Genomic DNA, 14,082 nt, shown 5'->3' with positions numbered 1-14,082 from the left:
CGAAGGGGCAGACCGTAACAAAATATTGTGAAGGCAAAAGTACGTCAGCGACCCGAAAAAGGCCTAAAGACGTCGTTTGCCCCTTTGTTTGCGACGCTAAAACCAAAAGCGACACTTTTGTTGCAGTTTTTTGTGGGCAACCGTTGTTGCACTGAAAACAGCGATCAGGTGCGTTCCCAGACTTCAAAATTGTAAGCAGGCTTGTCGTCGACGGCGGCGTTTTCGGCAGTGGACACCAGCGTCCATTGCGCCTTGTCGAACTCAGGAAACCACGCGTCGCCTTCCGGGCTCAGTGCGACGCGAGTCAGGTAGAGACGATCTGCCCGATCAAGGGCCTGAGCGTAAAGCTGAGCGCCGCCGATCAGCATCAGCTCGTCCACGCCCTGTTGCTGCGCCCACTGTTCGGCACGCACGACTGCGGCGTCCAGCGAGGCGAAGACTTCGGCGCCTTCAAGCTGCAGGCCGGTCTGGCGGCTGACCACCAGATTCAAACGACCGGGTAGCGGACGGCCGAGCGAATCCCAGGTCTTGCGGCCCATGATGATCGGCTTGCCGAGCGTCGTTGCCTTGAAATATTTGAAATCCCCCGGCAAATGCCAGGGCATGGAGTTTTCGACGCCGATCACTCGGTTTTCACCAAGGGCGGCAATCAGGCTGAGGGGGAGGTGAGTTTTCATGCCGCGAGGATATCAGAGGTCACGGGGCAGGCGAATGAACTGACACACGCCGTGCTCAGTCCCATGACAGCGGTTATGCTCGCCGCTGAATTCAATCAAGAGACACTGTGTGACTGTATTGACCCCACTCGATACCCTCTGGCTGACCGAAGCCGTGCGCCTGCGCGAACAACAGGCTGGCGCGCTGGACGATCAGGACGCCAATCGCCGTGCCCGCGCTGCCGGGGGCGATCTGACTGCCCGCCTTACCCATCGCGCCCTCGGGTTGGCAGAGCGTGACGGCATGCTCGGCGTATTGCACCGCTGGAAGCAGGGTGCGCGGCTGGCAATCATTGCATTGGCGATGCTCGCGCTCATCAGTGGCGCAGGCTTGGCGTTCGCTGCAATGGGCGACGGGCAGGCCCCGGTCAATGTGTTCTGGGCGCTGGGCAGTTTGCTTGGGCTGAACCTGGTGCTGTTGCTGACCTGGACGCTGGGGCTGATCTTCGCTGGACGCAGCAATACCGGATTGGGCCGGTTATGGCTGTGGCTGAGTGAAAAGCTCGCCCGTGATGCGCAGGTCGCGCAACTCGCACCTGCTCTGATCCTGCTGCTGCAGCGTAAGCGCCTGAATCGTTGGGTGCTGGGGCTGGTGGTGCACAGCCTGTGGCTGCTGGCGCTGTTCAGTGCGCTGGCGGTGCTGTTAATGCTGATGGCAACCCGGCGTTATGGATTCGTCTGGGAAACCACTATTTTGAGCGGCGACACCTTTGTCAGCCTGACCCAGGCCCTCAGTACGGTGCCAGCCTGGCTGGGCTTCAGCGTGCCGGACGAAACCATGATTCGTGCCAGCGGCAATGGCGCTTTGAGTATCGAGAGTGCCCGCCAGGCCTGGGCTGCGTGGCTGGTGGGGGTGTTGCTGGTCTACGGCATCGTGCCGCGTCTGCTGCTGGCCGGCTTCTGTCTGTGGCGCTGGAAGCAGGGGCGGGCAGCGCTGCGCCTTGACCTTGATTTACCTCAATACCTTGAATTGCGTGAGCGCCTGATGCCCAGCAGCGAGCGTTTGGGCGTCAACGATGCCGAGCCTGCTGCGCTGCATCAGGTGCAGTCCAGCGCAGGAGCAACCGAAAGCAACGGCGCGCTGCTGGTGGCAATCGAGCTGGATGATCAGCAGTTCTGGCCGCCCGAGCTACCGCCCGGTGTGGCCGATGCAGGCATTCTCGACAGCCGTGAATCGCGCCACAAGCTGCTGGAGCAACTGACCCGGTTCCCGCCTTCGCGCATGGTGATCGCGTGTGATCCGCGCCGCTCGCCGGACCGCGGCAGCCTGGCGCTGATCGCCGAACTGGCGCGCTGCGCCGGAGCAACGCGCATCTGGCTGTTGCCCGCGCCTGCCGGGCAGACGCTTGATTCGGAGCGTTTGGGCGACTGGCACGTCGCCCTGGATCAATTGCAGTTGCCGCACGCCGACACTGTGCCCTTGAACTGGCTGGAGACAGGCCATGACTGAAGCAGACGGCACTCGCGCGATCAAGCTGGCGGTCGTCGGTCATACCAACGTCGGCAAGACCTCGCTGCTGCGCACCCTGACCGGCGATGTCAGCTTCGGCGAAGTGTCACACCGGCCCAGCACCACCCGCCACGTGGAGGGCGCACGCCTTTCTGTGGACGGTCAGGCCGTGGTCGAGCTGTACGACACGCCCGGTCTGGAAGATGCCATTGCGCTGCTCGATTATCTGGAGCGCCTCGACCGTCCCGGCGAGCGCCTGGATGGCCCGGCGCGGCTGGCGCGTTTTCTGGAGGGTAGCGAAGCACGGCAGCGCTTCGAGCAAGAGGCCAAGGTCATGCGCCAGTTGCTCGGTTCGGATGCCGGTCTGTATGTGATCGATGCGCGTGAGCCGGTGCTGGCCAAATACCGTGACGAGCTGGCGGTACTGGCAAGCTGCGGCAAGCCGCTGCTGCCGGTTCTGAATTTTGTCAGTGCGCAGCAGCACCGTGAGCCCGAGTGGCGAGAGGCTCTTTCACGTCTGGGCCTGCATGCGCTGGTGCGTTTCGACAGCGTGGCACCGCCGGAAGACGGCGGCCGTCGTCTGTATGAAAGCCTGGCGTTGCTGCTGGAAAGCGCGCGGCCTCAGCTCGAGCGTTTGATTGAAGATCAGGAGAAGCAACGTCGCGCCAGAAAGCACAGCGCGGCGCGTCTCATCGCCGAGTTGTTGATTGATTGTGCGGCCTGTCGGCGCAGCGTCGAGACCACGCCAGAGCATGAGCAGCAGGCGGTGGAGGCCTTGCGCGAGGCTGTCCGGCGGCGCGAGCAGCAGAGTGTCGAGGCGCTGCTCAAGCTGTATGCGTTTCGCAAGGGCGATGTTACCAGCAGCGATTTACCGTTGATGGACGGCCGTTGGGGGGATGACCTGTTCAATCCGGAAACCCTCAAATTGATGGGCGTGCGCGTTGGTGGCGGCGTGGCCGCTGGCGCTGCGGCCGGGGCAGGGGTCGACCTGATGGTCGGCGGCGTGACGCTGGGCGCGGCGGCGTTGGTCGGGGCGATTGCAGGGGGGGCGTTATCCACGGCGCGCAGCTACGGAGGCCGGTTGCTGGGCAAGCTCAAGGGGCGCAGAGAACTGACCGTCGACGATGCGGTACTGCGTCTGCTCGCCCTGCGTCAGCGCCACTTGCTGCTGGCGCTGGGTGTCAGAGGTCACGCAGCCCTGCACAGCATGGAATTGACCACACCGCAGGACAAGACCTGGCGCAAAGGCAAAATCCCCGAGCCCCTGTCACGCGCCCGCGCCCACCCACAATGGTCGACGCTCAACCCGCAGCCCAGGCCTAATCAGGGCGAAAGGCAGGAAGCTATCGATGAGTTGGCGGAGGCGGTATTGCAGGACTGAGCCTTCAGGCGCTGAGGACAGGACGCAGAGCGTCGGCACGATAGTTACGGGGCCATCGCTCCGCACGCTCCAGCGTGGGAATGCCTTGCGTGACGCTTCGCGTCACAGATTTATGACGTGCCGCCGAGTGATGGCCAGAGGGATTCAGACTGCCTGCCAGACAGTGAAACGCGTCGCTGATTTTTTATTGATTGATCGTTCAATAAAAAAACTTTAGACTGCCGTCACCACTTTGGTACAACGATCACTGCAGACATCGGGAGATTTGCGCCAATGCCCAAGGTCGGAATGCAACCCATCCGCCGCCAACAACTGATCCAGGCCACGCTCACTGCGGTCGATCAGGTCGGTATGGGCGATGCCAGTATCGCCTTGATTGCGCGACTGGCGGGCGTCTCCAACGGCATCATCAGTCACTATTTTCAGGACAAGAACGGCCTGATCGCTGCCACGATGCGGCACCTGATGAACGCCTTGATCCAGAACGTCCGCGAGCGTCGGCAGGCGCTGACCGAAGACAGCCCCAGGGCTCATCTGCAAGTGATTATCGAAGGCAACTTCGACGCCAGCCAGGTCAGCGGCCCGGCCATGAAAACCTGGCTGGCTTTCTGGGCGACCAGCATGCATCACCCTTCGCTGCATCGTTTGCAGCGTATCAACGACCATCGTTTGTATTCGAACCTGTGCTGTCAGTTCCGCCGTACCTTGCCACTGGAACAGGCACGCAGCGCCGCTCGCGGACTGGCAGCCCTGATCGACGGGCTGTGGTTGAGAGGCGCACTGTCAGGCGATGCATTCGACACTGAGCAAGCGCAACGGATCGCCTACGAATACATGGATTTTCAATTGGCGAAATCGGCAGGCTGAGCGCTTCAGAAGCCTGCTTGCCGAACGACTGGACACGCGTGTTGCCCAATGTTTCCGGCACACTGAGATCAGTCATCGCCCCCCCCCTGAATTTGCGAGGACTTTATGGCCCGTTTTGAACTGCAGAAACTTTACATCGATGGCGGTTATGTCGATGCCAGCAATCCCGAAACCTTCGACGCCATCAACCCGGCGAACGGCGAAGTACTGGCGCAGATCCAGCGCGCCGGCAAAGACGACGTCGAGCGCGCAGTCGTGGCTGCTGAAAAAGGCCAGAAAATCTGGGCTGCGATGACTGCCGTCGAGCGTTCGCGGATTCTGCGTCGTGCCGTCGACATTCTGCGCGAGCGCAACGATGAACTGGCGGCCTTGGAAACGCTGGACACCGGCAAGGCCATCTCCGAAACACGCTTCGTGGATATCGTGACCGGCGCCGACGTGCTGGAGTATTACGCAGGTCTGGTCCCTGCCATCGAAGGCGAGCAGATCCCGTTGCGCGACTCTTCGTTCGTGTACACCCGCCGCGAGCCGCTGGGTGTGGTTGCAGGTATCGGCGCATGGAACTACCCGATCCAGATTGCACTGTGGAAGTCCGCCCCGGCGCTGGCGGCGGGCAACGCGATGATCTTCAAGCCAAGTGAAGTCACGTCGCTGACGACCCTGAAACTGGCAGAGATCTACACCGAGGCCGGCGTACCGGACGGCGTGTTCAACGTGTTGACCGGCAGCGGTCGTGAAGTCGGCACCTGGATCACCGAACATCCGCGTATCGAGAAAGTCTCTTTTACCGGCGGCACCGACACGGGCAAGAAAGTCATGGCCAGTGCTTCGAGTTCGTCGCTCAAGGAAGTGACCATGGAGCTGGGCGGCAAGTCGCCGTTGATCGTGTTCGACGACGCCGATCTGGATCGTGCTGCCGACATCGCGATGATGGCCAACTTCTACAGTTCCGGCCAGGTCTGCACCAACGGTACGCGCGTGTTTGTGCCGAACGCCCTGAAAGCAGAGTTCGAAGCGAAAATCCTGGAGCGTGTGAAGCGCATTCGCGCCGGTAATCCGGAAGACGAGAATATCAACTTCGGCCCATTGGTCAGCTTCGAGCACATGGAAAGCGTGCTCGGCTACATCGCCAAGGGCAAAGAGCAGGGCGCACGCCTGCTGTGTGGCGGTGATCGTCTGACCGGTGGTGTGTTCGACAAGGGTGCCTTCGTCGCACCGACCGTGTTCACCGATTGCACAGACGAGATGACCATCGTGCGTGAAGAAATCTTCGGTCCGGTGATGAGCATCCTCGGTTACGACACCGAAGAAGAAGTGGTGCGCCGCGCCAACGACACTGACTTCGGTCTGGCCGCAGGCATCGTGACGCGCGACCTGAACCGCGCTCACCGCGTGATTCATCTGCTGGAAGCCGGTATCTGCTGGATCAACGCATGGGGCGAGTCGGCGGCACAAATGCCGGTCGGTGGCTACAAGCAGTCAGGCGTCGGCCGTGAAAACGGTATCAGCTCGCTGGCGCAGTACACGCGCATCAAATCGGTACAGATCGAACTGGGCGACTACGCCTCGGTTTTCTAAGCACGGTTCAAGTGGCACGCGGCAAGCCTCAAGCAGACGCAATCAAAAGATGTTTGCCGCACCCCATTTTCACAAGTATCGCTTCGCTGCTTCTGCTTGCAGCCGAGGCTTGAGACTTGCCGCTCTATGAGGGAGCCTCTATGACGACTCAATCCGAATACGACTACATCATCATTGGTGCCGGCTCGGCCGGTAACACCCTGGCAGCCCGTCTTACCGAAGACGCGGGCGTTACTGTTCTGCTGCTGGAAGCCGGTGGCCCGGACTACCGTCTGGATTTCCGTACCCAGATGCCTGCCGCACTGGCATTCCCGCTGCAGGGCCGCCGCTACAACTGGGCTTACGAGACCGAGCCAGAGCCGCACATGAACAACCGCCGTATGGAATGCGGTCGTGGTAAAGGCCTGGGTGGCTCGTCGCTCATCAACGGCATGTGCTACATCCGTGGCAACGCGATGGACTATGACGGCTGGGCAAAAGAGCCGGGTCTGGAAGACTGGAGCTACCTTGATTGCCTGCCGTACTTCCGCAAGGCTGAAACCCGTGACATCGGTCCGAACGACTACCACGGTGGTGAAGGCCCGGTCAGCGTCACCACGCCCAAGGCTGGCAACAACCCGCTGTTCCACGCGATGGTCGAAGCGGGTGTGCAGGCCGGCTTCCCTCGCACCGACGACCTCAATGGTTATCAGCAGGAAGGCTTCGGTCCGATGGACCGCACCGTGACCCCCAACGGTCGTCGGGCGAGTACCGCCCGCGGTTATCTGGACGAGGCGAAGAAGCGCTCGACCCTGAGCATCGTGACTCACGCCCTGACCGATCGCATCCTGTTCGAAGGCAAGCGTGCCGTCGGCGTGGCCTACCTTGTGGGCGACAGTGACACCCGCATCGAGGCCCGTGCCCGCAAGGAAGTGTTGTTGTGCGGCGGGGCAATCGCTTCGCCACAGATCCTCCAGCGCTCCGGCGTCGGCCCTGCCGAGGTTCTGAACAAGCTCGATATTCCGGTGGTTCATGACCTGCCGGGCGTTGGCCAGAATCTTCAGGATCACCTGGAGATGTACCTGCAGTACGCCTGCACGCAGCCGGTGTCGCTGTACCCTTCGCTGAAGTGGTGGAACCAGCCTGCCATTGGTGCAGAGTGGATGTTCCTCGGCACGGGTATCGGCGCGAGCAACCAGTTTGAAGCCGGTGGTTTCATTCGTTCCAGCGAAGCGTTCGAATGGCCGAACATTCAGTATCACTTTCTGCCGGTCGCGATTAACTACAACGGCACCAAGGGCGTTCAGGAGCACGGGTTCCAGGCTCACGTCGGCTCCATGCGTTCGCCGAGTCGTGGTCGTGTGCAGGTCAAATCCAAAGACCCGCGCGAGTACCCGAGCATTCTGTTCAATTACATGGCCAGCGAGCAGGACTGGCAGGAGTTTCGCGATGGCATTCGCCTGACCCGCGAAATCATGCAGCAACCGGCACTGGACCCTTACCGTGGTCGCGAAATCAGCCCCGGCATTGATGTGCAGTCCGATGAAGCGCTGGATCAGTTCGTGCGTGAGCACGCCGAAACGGCCTACCACCCGTCCTGCTCGTGCAAGATGGGCACTGACGAGATGGCCGTTGTCGACGGTCAGGGTCGCGTGCACGGTCTGCAAAGCCTGCGCGTGGTCGACGCCTCGATCATGCCGATCATTACCACGGGCAACCTGAATGCCCCGACGATCATGATCGCCGAGAAAATCGCCGACAGGATCCGCGGTCGCCAGCCTCTGCCACGCAGCACCGCCGACTACTTCGTGGCTGGCGACAAGCCTGCACGAGGCAAACCGTTGCGCGAGATCAGCCACCAGACCTGATCTGACGACCTGGTCGTCCTCACACGGTGAGGGCGACCGGCGTAACTCCGGCTGCCTTCTGTCCAACTCGCTCCGGCGAGGGCACCCTTTCCACGTCAGAATCCCCCCTTTCTTATTATCCGCGTCATCCTCCCGACGGACGCGAATTGCCACTACCTCTCCGCTCTGCCACAATCGCGAATGATTCTCTTTAGTTAGAACTTTCTCATCGAGGCCATTCGTGTCGTCAGTCCCAAGCACTCATAGCGAGATTGTCGGTGCCCTTTATCGCGACCATCGCGGTTGGCTGCTGGCCTGGCTCAGACGCAATGTTGCCTGCCCACAGCGTGCCCAGGATTTGAGTCAGGACACGTTTGTGCGCCTGCTCGGACGTCACGAGTTGCTGACGCCCAGAGAACCGCGAGCCTTCCTGGCAACCGTCGCGAAGGGGTTGATGTTCGACCACTTTCGACGCGCTGCGCTGGAGCAGGCCTATCTCGGAGAACTGATGCAAGTTCCTGAAGCCGAGCAACCCTCGCCGGAAGAACAGATGCTGGTTCTTGAAGATCTGAAAGCGATCGATCGCATGCTGGGCAGCCTGTCCAGTAAAGCCCGGGCAGCGTTTCTGTACAGTCGTCTGGACGGTCTGGGCCACGGCGAAATTGCCGAGCGGCTGGGCGTTTCCGTTTCGCGCGTCAGGCAATATCTGGCTCAAGCCATGCGCCAGTGCTACGTGGCGCTCTACGGTGAGCCGACATGAACGCCAGACCGGTGTCCGCGCGCGTTCTCGATGCCGCTATACAGTGGCAATTGAATATGGATGGCAGCGGCGGCAATGATGCAGACCTTGCCCGCTGGCTGGCTGCCGACGAAGAGCATGCCAGGGCCTGGAACCAGTTGGGCATGGTCAATCAGCGCTTCGCTCTGCCCGCCGGTCCGGCACGCAAGGCGTTGCAGCAGTCGCCGGGTGCCCTGCGGCATAGCTTGCGCAAGCTCGGCGGCGGTGTGGCCGGTGTGGTCATGGCGCTGGGGCTAGCGCTGTTCGTGGGGGATCGTTATCTGCCGATGGATTACTGGCTTGCCGACCAACGCACCGCCATTGGTGAGCAGCGCGAAGTGCGTCTGGCGGACAACACGCTGATTCGCCTTAACACCCACAGCGCAATCGATGTGCGCTTCGATGCGCAACAACGTCGGGTGATCTTGCAGGACGGTGAAATCCTGGTGCAGACCGGCAGCCATGACGATCCACGCCCGTTCATCGTTGAAACAGCGGATGGCCGATTGCGCGCCCTGGGTACGCGCTTTCTGGTCCGACGCGAGTCCGATGCAACGCTGCTCAGCGTGCTGCAGTCGGCGGTTGCCGCCGCTGCGCGTAATGCGCCGGGTGAACAGGTGCTGCGCGAAGGCCAACAGGTTCGCCTGACACGCAACGGACTTGGCCCATTGCTCAGCATGCCTTCCGGCATCGATGCCTGGACGCGCGGCATGCTGGTGGTGGACAACGCCCGTCTGGTCGACATGCTCGCTGAACTGGGTCGCTATCGTACAGGGCACCTGGGTGTCGACCCGAAAGTGGCAGACCTGCGCATCACTGGTACGTTCCCGCTGACCGACACCGACCTGGCGCTCAAGGCGCTGTTGCCGACCTTGCCGGTGCAGATCGAACAGCACACCGCGTGGTGGGTCACCGTGCAGGCCAGGGATGAGCAGGCCAGCGTCAATCCGGCAAAACTCTGAAACATACCTGTTCATGTCGGCACCGCCTTGCCCTGACACTTTTCCGGTTTCGAGCGGCTTAGTCTTACACGTCATTTTGCAGATGCGCTCGGTTCTGCGCTTCTTCGCCTGTGGATAAACCATGAAAAGCCAAACCGTGCGCCGCTGGTCCATCGTGCATACCTGGAGCAGCCTGATTTGCACCCTGTTTTTGTTGATGCTGGCTGTCACCGGCTTGCCGCTGATCTTTCATCATGAAATCGATCATTTGCTGGGCGACGCCCCGCACTACAAGGAAATGCCTGCCGAGACGCCGCATCTGGATCTTGAGCAACTGGCCAAGGCTGCTGAAGCGTATCGTCCTGGCGAGGTGATGCAGTATTTCGGCTGGGACGACGAAGATCCCAACGGGGTAATGGCGATCACCGCCGCAACCGCGGGGACGGAGCCCAACTCATCACACACCTTCGCCCTTGATGCGCGTACCGGCGAGGCGCTGGAAATGCCTTCTGCCAATGGCGGCTTCATGATGGTCATGCTGCGTCTGCACGTAGACATGTACGCCAATCTGCCCGGCAAGCTGTTGCTGGCTTTCATGGGCTTGCTGTTTGTGGTGGCAATCGTGTCCGGGACCGTGCTGTATTCGCCTTTCATGCGCAAGCTGGAGTTCGGTCAGGTGCGGGTCAACAAGTCCACTCGCACACGCTGGCTGGACCTGCACAACCTGATCGGCGTGGTGACACTGACCTGGGCGCTGGTGGTGGGCGTGACAGGGGTGATCAGTGCATGCGCCGACCTGCTGATTGCGTCATGGCGCAACGACGCACTGGCGACCATGATTGCGCCGTACAAAGACGCGCCGCCATTGACTCAACGGGCACCGGTCACACGATTACTGGAAATTGCCGAGTCCGCAGCGCCCGGGATGCAGGCCGATTTCATCGCTTTTCCGGGCACTCGCTTTTCCAGCGAGCACCATTACGCCGTGTTCCTCAAAGGCAACACACACCTGACTGCGCATCTGGCCACGCCGGTACTGATCGACGCGCAGACGCTGCAAGTGACCGCCGTGGTCGAACGTCCCTGGTACATGGATGCGCTGGGAATGTCGCAACCCCTGCATTTTGGTGATTATGGCGGCATGCCGATGAAGGTGCTCTGGGCAGTGCTGGATATGCTGACCGTCATTGTGCTCGGCAGTGGCGTGTACCTGTGGTGGGTGAGACGACGTGTCGCCCTATCGGTGAACGCGGCTCAGGCTCAGGTGGCGCAATGAGTTCGAAGCCATCCCGATTCTGGAAGACCTTTGCGATACCTGCCGTTATAGCGCTGCTCACCGCAGCCGGCCTGTCTGCGGCATTGCTGGGGGACGGCTGGTGGGACACGCTGGCGTGGCTGGCAATGGGCACAGCGGCCATGTTGAGTATCAGGGGCTTGCTGGTGCGGCGTAGCTGAATGAAACGCTGATTGCGGACCCGTTGCCCGCTGTCTAGTCTATGGGTCTGTCTCATTCGAGGAACACCCATGTCAGCGCCCACGATGACGTTGTATTTCAACGCCGCTTCGCCCTTTGCCCGCAAGGTACTGGTGATGCTTCATGAAACCGCTCAACTCGACCGTGTGCAGTTGCAGCCAACCGTCGTGACGCCAGTCAGTCCATCTGCGCAACTCAATGAAGAAAACCCGGCAGGCAAGCTTCCGGCGTTGCGTCTGGCCGATGGCAACGTGATCCACGACAGCCGCGTCATCCTCGATTATCTGGATCACCAGCATGTCGGGTTGCCACTGATCCCCCGTGAGGGATCTTCGCGCTGGAGGCGCCTGACGCTCGCGTCACTGGCCGATGCTGTACTCGACGCAGCCATACTGATTCGCTACGAAACGGCTCTGCGTCCGCAGGAAAAACACTGGGACCAATGGCTGGACAATCAGCAGCAGAAGATTGAACGCTCGCTGCATTACTTCGAAAGCAACGCAATTATCGAACTCAGCACTTCCTTCGATGTCGCATCGATCAGCGTCGCCGCGGCGCTCGGATACCTGGATTTCCGTCAGCCTGACCTGAACTGGCGCAGTGCCTATCCGCGACTGGCCGCCTGGTATCTGGACGCCAGTCAACGTCCGTCGATGCTCGCGACCCAGCCGTCGGTTTGAGTCAATCTGCGCCACGCCGCACATTCCGGACAGGACGCGGAGCGTCCGGAACTGCATGCCCACGCGGAGCGTCACACGATAGTTGAGGACGACAAACAACCTCAGCAATCAGGCTCGTCAGCGGTGTAGCGGCGAGCGGGGTTGACCGCTGCGTCGAACTCGCGCAGCGCCTTGGCACCGATCAGCAGCGGGAAGTTGAAGTGGCTGCGATCCACCAGGTTGACCTCGACCGTGCGCTTCTTGTCGCCCAGGCACAGCTCAAGATCAACGACCGGGCGCTTGGCAGGATTGATGCTTTCATCCTCGTCGTCGTCACCTTCTGCACGTCCCTTGATCTTGCTGATCCGCGACACCTTGTGCTCATACACCTTGTTGTCCGCGCCCTTGGTTGCCAGGCGGAATCGCACCCAGTCATCGCCATCACGTTTGAACAGCTCGATGTCCTTGGCCGACAGCGAGGCGGTCAGTGCGCCAGTGTCCATTTTGGCCTTGAAGGTCTGATCTACGTCCAGAACCTTGATGTTCTCGTAACGGCCATATAGCGTCGGTTCAGCAGCCATGACCGGCAGGGCCAGCAACGACAATAGTGCCAGGATCGGTTTCACGTGAGAGGTTCCTCGCAATGGTCAGCGCCTGTTTGGCGCCCGTTTTTAGACATCGAACCTGCAGTAGGTTCGGCAGCAAGCGTGTCAGGGAAGCATAAACGTCCTGACGTGAAACATTTGTAAGTACCTGTGTAATTGGCGTAAAACGCGTGGGTCTTTATGATTGCCGCCCCTGAACCTTCAAGAGTCCGTCATGCGCCGTCTGCTCACCGGCTGTTTTGTTGCCTTGCTGTTACTGATCAATACGCTGGTACTGATCGGTCCGTTATTGGTTTTTGCCTTGCTCAAGCTGCTGTTCAGAGGCCGGATGCGCGACCGCTGCTCGGCGGCTGTGATGTGGATTGCCGAAACCTGGGCCGAGATCGACAAGGTCATCTTTGCGACCTGCGTATCGACGCAGTGGGACATTCGCGGTGATGAAGGACTGCGTGGCGACACCTCTTATCTGGTCATCAGCAATCATCAGTCCTGGGTGGATATTCCCGCGCTGGTGCAGGCACTCAACCGGCGCACCCCCTTCTTCAAATTCTTTCTGAAAAAAGAACTGATCTGGGTGCCGCTGCTGGGGCTGGCGTGGTGGGGGCTGGATTATCCGTTCATGAAGCGCTACAGCAAGGCATTTCTGGCTAAAAACCCGCAACTCAAGGGCAAGGATCTGGAAATCACCAAGGCCGCCTGCGAGCTGTTCAAGCGTCAACCGGTGACCATCGTCAATTACCTGGAAGGAACACGTTTTACCCCGGCCAAACATGCGGCTCAGGCTTCGCCCTATGTCCACCTGCTCAAACCCAAGGCGGGCGGCGTTGCCTTCGTACTGGCTGCCATGGGCGAACAACTGGATGCCATTCTGGATGTCACCGTGGTGTATCCAGGGTCAGGCATTCCAGGCTTCTGGGACATGCTTTGCGGGCGCGTGCCCAAGGTGATCGTCGATATCAGGACCCGCGAGCTGGACCCGGCTCTCTGGCAGGGTGATTACGAAAATGACCCTGCGTTTCGCGAAAAAGTGCAGGGCTGGGTCAACCAGCTCTGGGTCGAGAAAGATGCACGTATTGCTGCGTTGCGACTTGAATCAGCTCCCGGTACCCCATAACCCACTCAAACTCTGCAACGCCGAACCACTGGCACCTTGCTGTCCCAGGTATTGCAGAATCAGAGGGGCAAACTGGCTGACCATCGTGCTGTCCATGCCCAACGCCTTGAAGGCGTTATTCACGTCACCCATGCTCTGCACGTTGCCCAGTGCGCTGTTGAGCATCGAGCTGTTGCCCGACTTGCCGCCCAGCAGACTACCCAGCCCGTTGGCACCGCCCAGGCTGTCCAGTGCGGACGTACCGGACATCTGCTCCAGGCCCGGGACCGATTTGGCCAACTGCGAATAATCGGTGCTGGTCAGTTTGTTCTTTGCCAGCCCTAGCAGCGCACCTGTTCCGCCAACCGCCTGTTCCGGGGTGACATTGAGCTGCGTACCGAGGGTATTGAGCAGCCCCGCGACTTCGGGTGCCGCCGTGGCTTTCTGATTGCCATTGGTGGCATTGGAGACCGCGTTTGCGGCGTCATTCAGATTAAAGGCAAATGCCGGGCTCGTTGTCAGGGCCATCAACGTTACCAAAGCCATACTGCGTGCAGTGTTCATCGCGTTACCTTCTATCAAACCTGAACCGCCCATGAGTAAGCGGTAAAGCAGACGGTTTGACTGTAGGGAGCAGAGGCTTGTTCCCTCCGCAGGAAACGGACGGCGGCATTTCTCGTTCTGCGCTGTCGAGCGTGTGTGCTGTGCGCGTCG

General features: G+C 60.5%; 14 protein-coding genes. 11 read left to right on the top strand and 3 right to left on the bottom strand.

Features of this window, described 5'->3' with window-relative positions; genetic code table 11:
• Positions 1-164: 164 nt before the first annotated feature.
• The gene (locus MME58_RS24215; RefSeq protein ID WP_054987819.1) at positions 165-677 is read right to left on the bottom strand and encodes a dihydrofolate reductase; all 513 of its coding nucleotides are present in this window, start codon (positions 675-677) and stop codon (positions 165-167) included.
• Positions 678-786: 109 nt separating this feature from the next.
• Here MME58_RS24215 and MME58_RS24210 point away from each other — a divergent pair, with 109 nt between their 5' ends.
• The 10 genes from MME58_RS24210 (at position 787) to MME58_RS24165 (ending at position 11,691) form a co-directional block, all read left to right on the top strand.
• Positions 787-2,166 (top strand): DUF2868 domain-containing protein, encoded by a 1,380-nt coding sequence (locus tag MME58_RS24210; RefSeq protein ID WP_055006012.1) that lies wholly within the window; start codon positions 787-789, stop codon positions 2,164-2,166.
• The gene (locus MME58_RS24205) at positions 2,159-3,547 is read left to right on the top strand and encodes a GTPase/DUF3482 domain-containing protein (RefSeq protein WP_055006011.1); all 1,389 of its coding nucleotides are present in this window, start codon (positions 2,159-2,161) and stop codon (positions 3,545-3,547) included. Before MME58_RS24210 ends, MME58_RS24205 begins: the two co-directional genes overlap by 8 nt.
• A 273-nt stretch (positions 3,548-3,820) precedes the next feature.
• Entirely contained in the window at positions 3,821-4,414 is a 594-nt protein-coding gene (betI, locus tag MME58_RS24200; protein ID WP_054987816.1) for a transcriptional regulator BetI, read from the top strand.
• A gap of 105 nt (positions 4,415-4,519) precedes the next feature.
• Positions 4,520-5,992 (top strand): betaine-aldehyde dehydrogenase, encoded by a 1,473-nt coding sequence (gene betB, locus MME58_RS24195; RefSeq protein ID WP_054987815.1) that lies wholly within the window; start codon positions 4,520-4,522, stop codon positions 5,990-5,992.
• Positions 5,993-6,132: 140 nt separating this feature from the next.
• Positions 6,133-7,839: a choline dehydrogenase gene (gene betA, locus MME58_RS24190; protein WP_054987814.1), complete on the top strand. Its 1,707-nt coding sequence runs from the start codon at positions 6,133-6,135 to the stop codon at positions 7,837-7,839.
• 220 nt (positions 7,840-8,059) lie between these two features.
• Entirely contained in the window at positions 8,060-8,578 is a 519-nt protein-coding gene (locus MME58_RS24185) for an RNA polymerase sigma factor (RefSeq protein WP_054987813.1), read from the top strand.
• Entirely contained in the window at positions 8,575-9,558 is a 984-nt protein-coding gene (locus MME58_RS24180; RefSeq protein ID WP_054987812.1) for a FecR domain-containing protein, read from the top strand. Before MME58_RS24185 ends, MME58_RS24180 begins: the two co-directional genes overlap by 4 nt.
• 121 nt (positions 9,559-9,679) lie before the next feature.
• A complete protein-coding gene (locus tag MME58_RS24175) occupies positions 9,680-10,813 on the top strand; it encodes a PepSY-associated TM helix domain-containing protein (protein WP_055006010.1) in 1,134 nt (377 codons plus the stop codon).
• The gene (locus MME58_RS24170) at positions 10,810-10,992 is read left to right on the top strand and encodes a hypothetical protein (protein WP_054987810.1); all 183 of its coding nucleotides are present in this window, start codon (positions 10,810-10,812) and stop codon (positions 10,990-10,992) included. Before MME58_RS24175 ends, MME58_RS24170 begins: the two co-directional genes overlap by 4 nt.
• Before the next feature lie 69 nt (positions 10,993-11,061).
• Entirely contained in the window at positions 11,062-11,691 is a 630-nt protein-coding gene (locus MME58_RS24165) for a glutathione S-transferase family protein (RefSeq protein ID WP_055006009.1), read from the top strand.
• Between the two features lie 101 nt (positions 11,692-11,792).
• On the opposite strand, the gene rloA2 is transcribed toward MME58_RS24165, so the two are convergent.
• Complete coding sequence (gene rloA2 / locus MME58_RS24160; protein WP_054985711.1) at positions 11,793-12,296, bottom strand: retropepsin-like aspartic peptidase RloA2; 504 nt, start codon at positions 12,294-12,296, stop codon at positions 11,793-11,795.
• A 193-nt stretch (positions 12,297-12,489) separates the two neighbouring features.
• Here rloA2 and MME58_RS24155 point away from each other — a divergent pair, with 193 nt between their 5' ends.
• A complete protein-coding gene (locus MME58_RS24155) occupies positions 12,490-13,389 on the top strand; it encodes an acyltransferase (RefSeq protein ID WP_055006008.1) in 900 nt (299 codons plus the stop codon).
• Here MME58_RS24155 and MME58_RS24150 read toward each other — a convergent pair.
• Complete coding sequence (locus tag MME58_RS24150) at positions 13,369-13,932, bottom strand: DUF2780 domain-containing protein (protein ID WP_054985713.1); 564 nt, start codon at positions 13,930-13,932, stop codon at positions 13,369-13,371. The genes MME58_RS24155 and MME58_RS24150 overlap by 21 nt on opposite strands.
• Between the last annotated feature and the right edge of the window lie 150 nt (positions 13,933-14,082).

This window comes from Pseudomonas syringae pv. tagetis (assembly GCF_022557255.1).
GTDB lineage: Bacteria > Pseudomonadota > Gammaproteobacteria > Pseudomonadales > Pseudomonadaceae > Aquipseudomonas > Aquipseudomonas caricapapayae.
Note: the sequence above shows the minus strand (reverse complement) of the source record. Positions and strands in the feature narration are given on the sequence as shown.

Coding starts and splice junctions, on each gene's coding strand:
- MME58_RS24180 (WP_054987812.1), top strand. CDS start 8,575: ATGAACGCCAGACCGGTGTCCGCGCGCGTTCTCGATGCCGCTATACAG.
- MME58_RS24150 (WP_054985713.1), bottom strand. CDS start 13,932: ATGAACACTGCACGCAGTATGGCTTTGGTAACGTTGATGGCCCTGACA.
- MME58_RS24170 (WP_054987810.1), top strand. CDS start 10,810: ATGAGTTCGAAGCCATCCCGATTCTGGAAGACCTTTGCGATACCTGCC.
- MME58_RS24175 (WP_055006010.1), top strand. CDS start 9,680: ATGAAAAGCCAAACCGTGCGCCGCTGGTCCATCGTGCATACCTGGAGC.
- MME58_RS24165 (WP_055006009.1), top strand. CDS start 11,062: ATGTCAGCGCCCACGATGACGTTGTATTTCAACGCCGCTTCGCCCTTT.
- MME58_RS24155 (WP_055006008.1), top strand. CDS start 12,490: ATGCGCCGTCTGCTCACCGGCTGTTTTGTTGCCTTGCTGTTACTGATC.
- MME58_RS24215 (WP_054987819.1), bottom strand. CDS start 677: ATGAAAACTCACCTCCCCCTCAGCCTGATTGCCGCCCTTGGTGAAAAC.
- betI (WP_054987816.1), top strand. CDS start 3,821: ATGCCCAAGGTCGGAATGCAACCCATCCGCCGCCAACAACTGATCCAG.
- MME58_RS24205 (WP_055006011.1), top strand. CDS start 2,159: ATGACTGAAGCAGACGGCACTCGCGCGATCAAGCTGGCGGTCGTCGGT.
- betA (WP_054987814.1), top strand. CDS start 6,133: ATGACGACTCAATCCGAATACGACTACATCATCATTGGTGCCGGCTCG.
- betB (WP_054987815.1), top strand. CDS start 4,520: ATGGCCCGTTTTGAACTGCAGAAACTTTACATCGATGGCGGTTATGTC.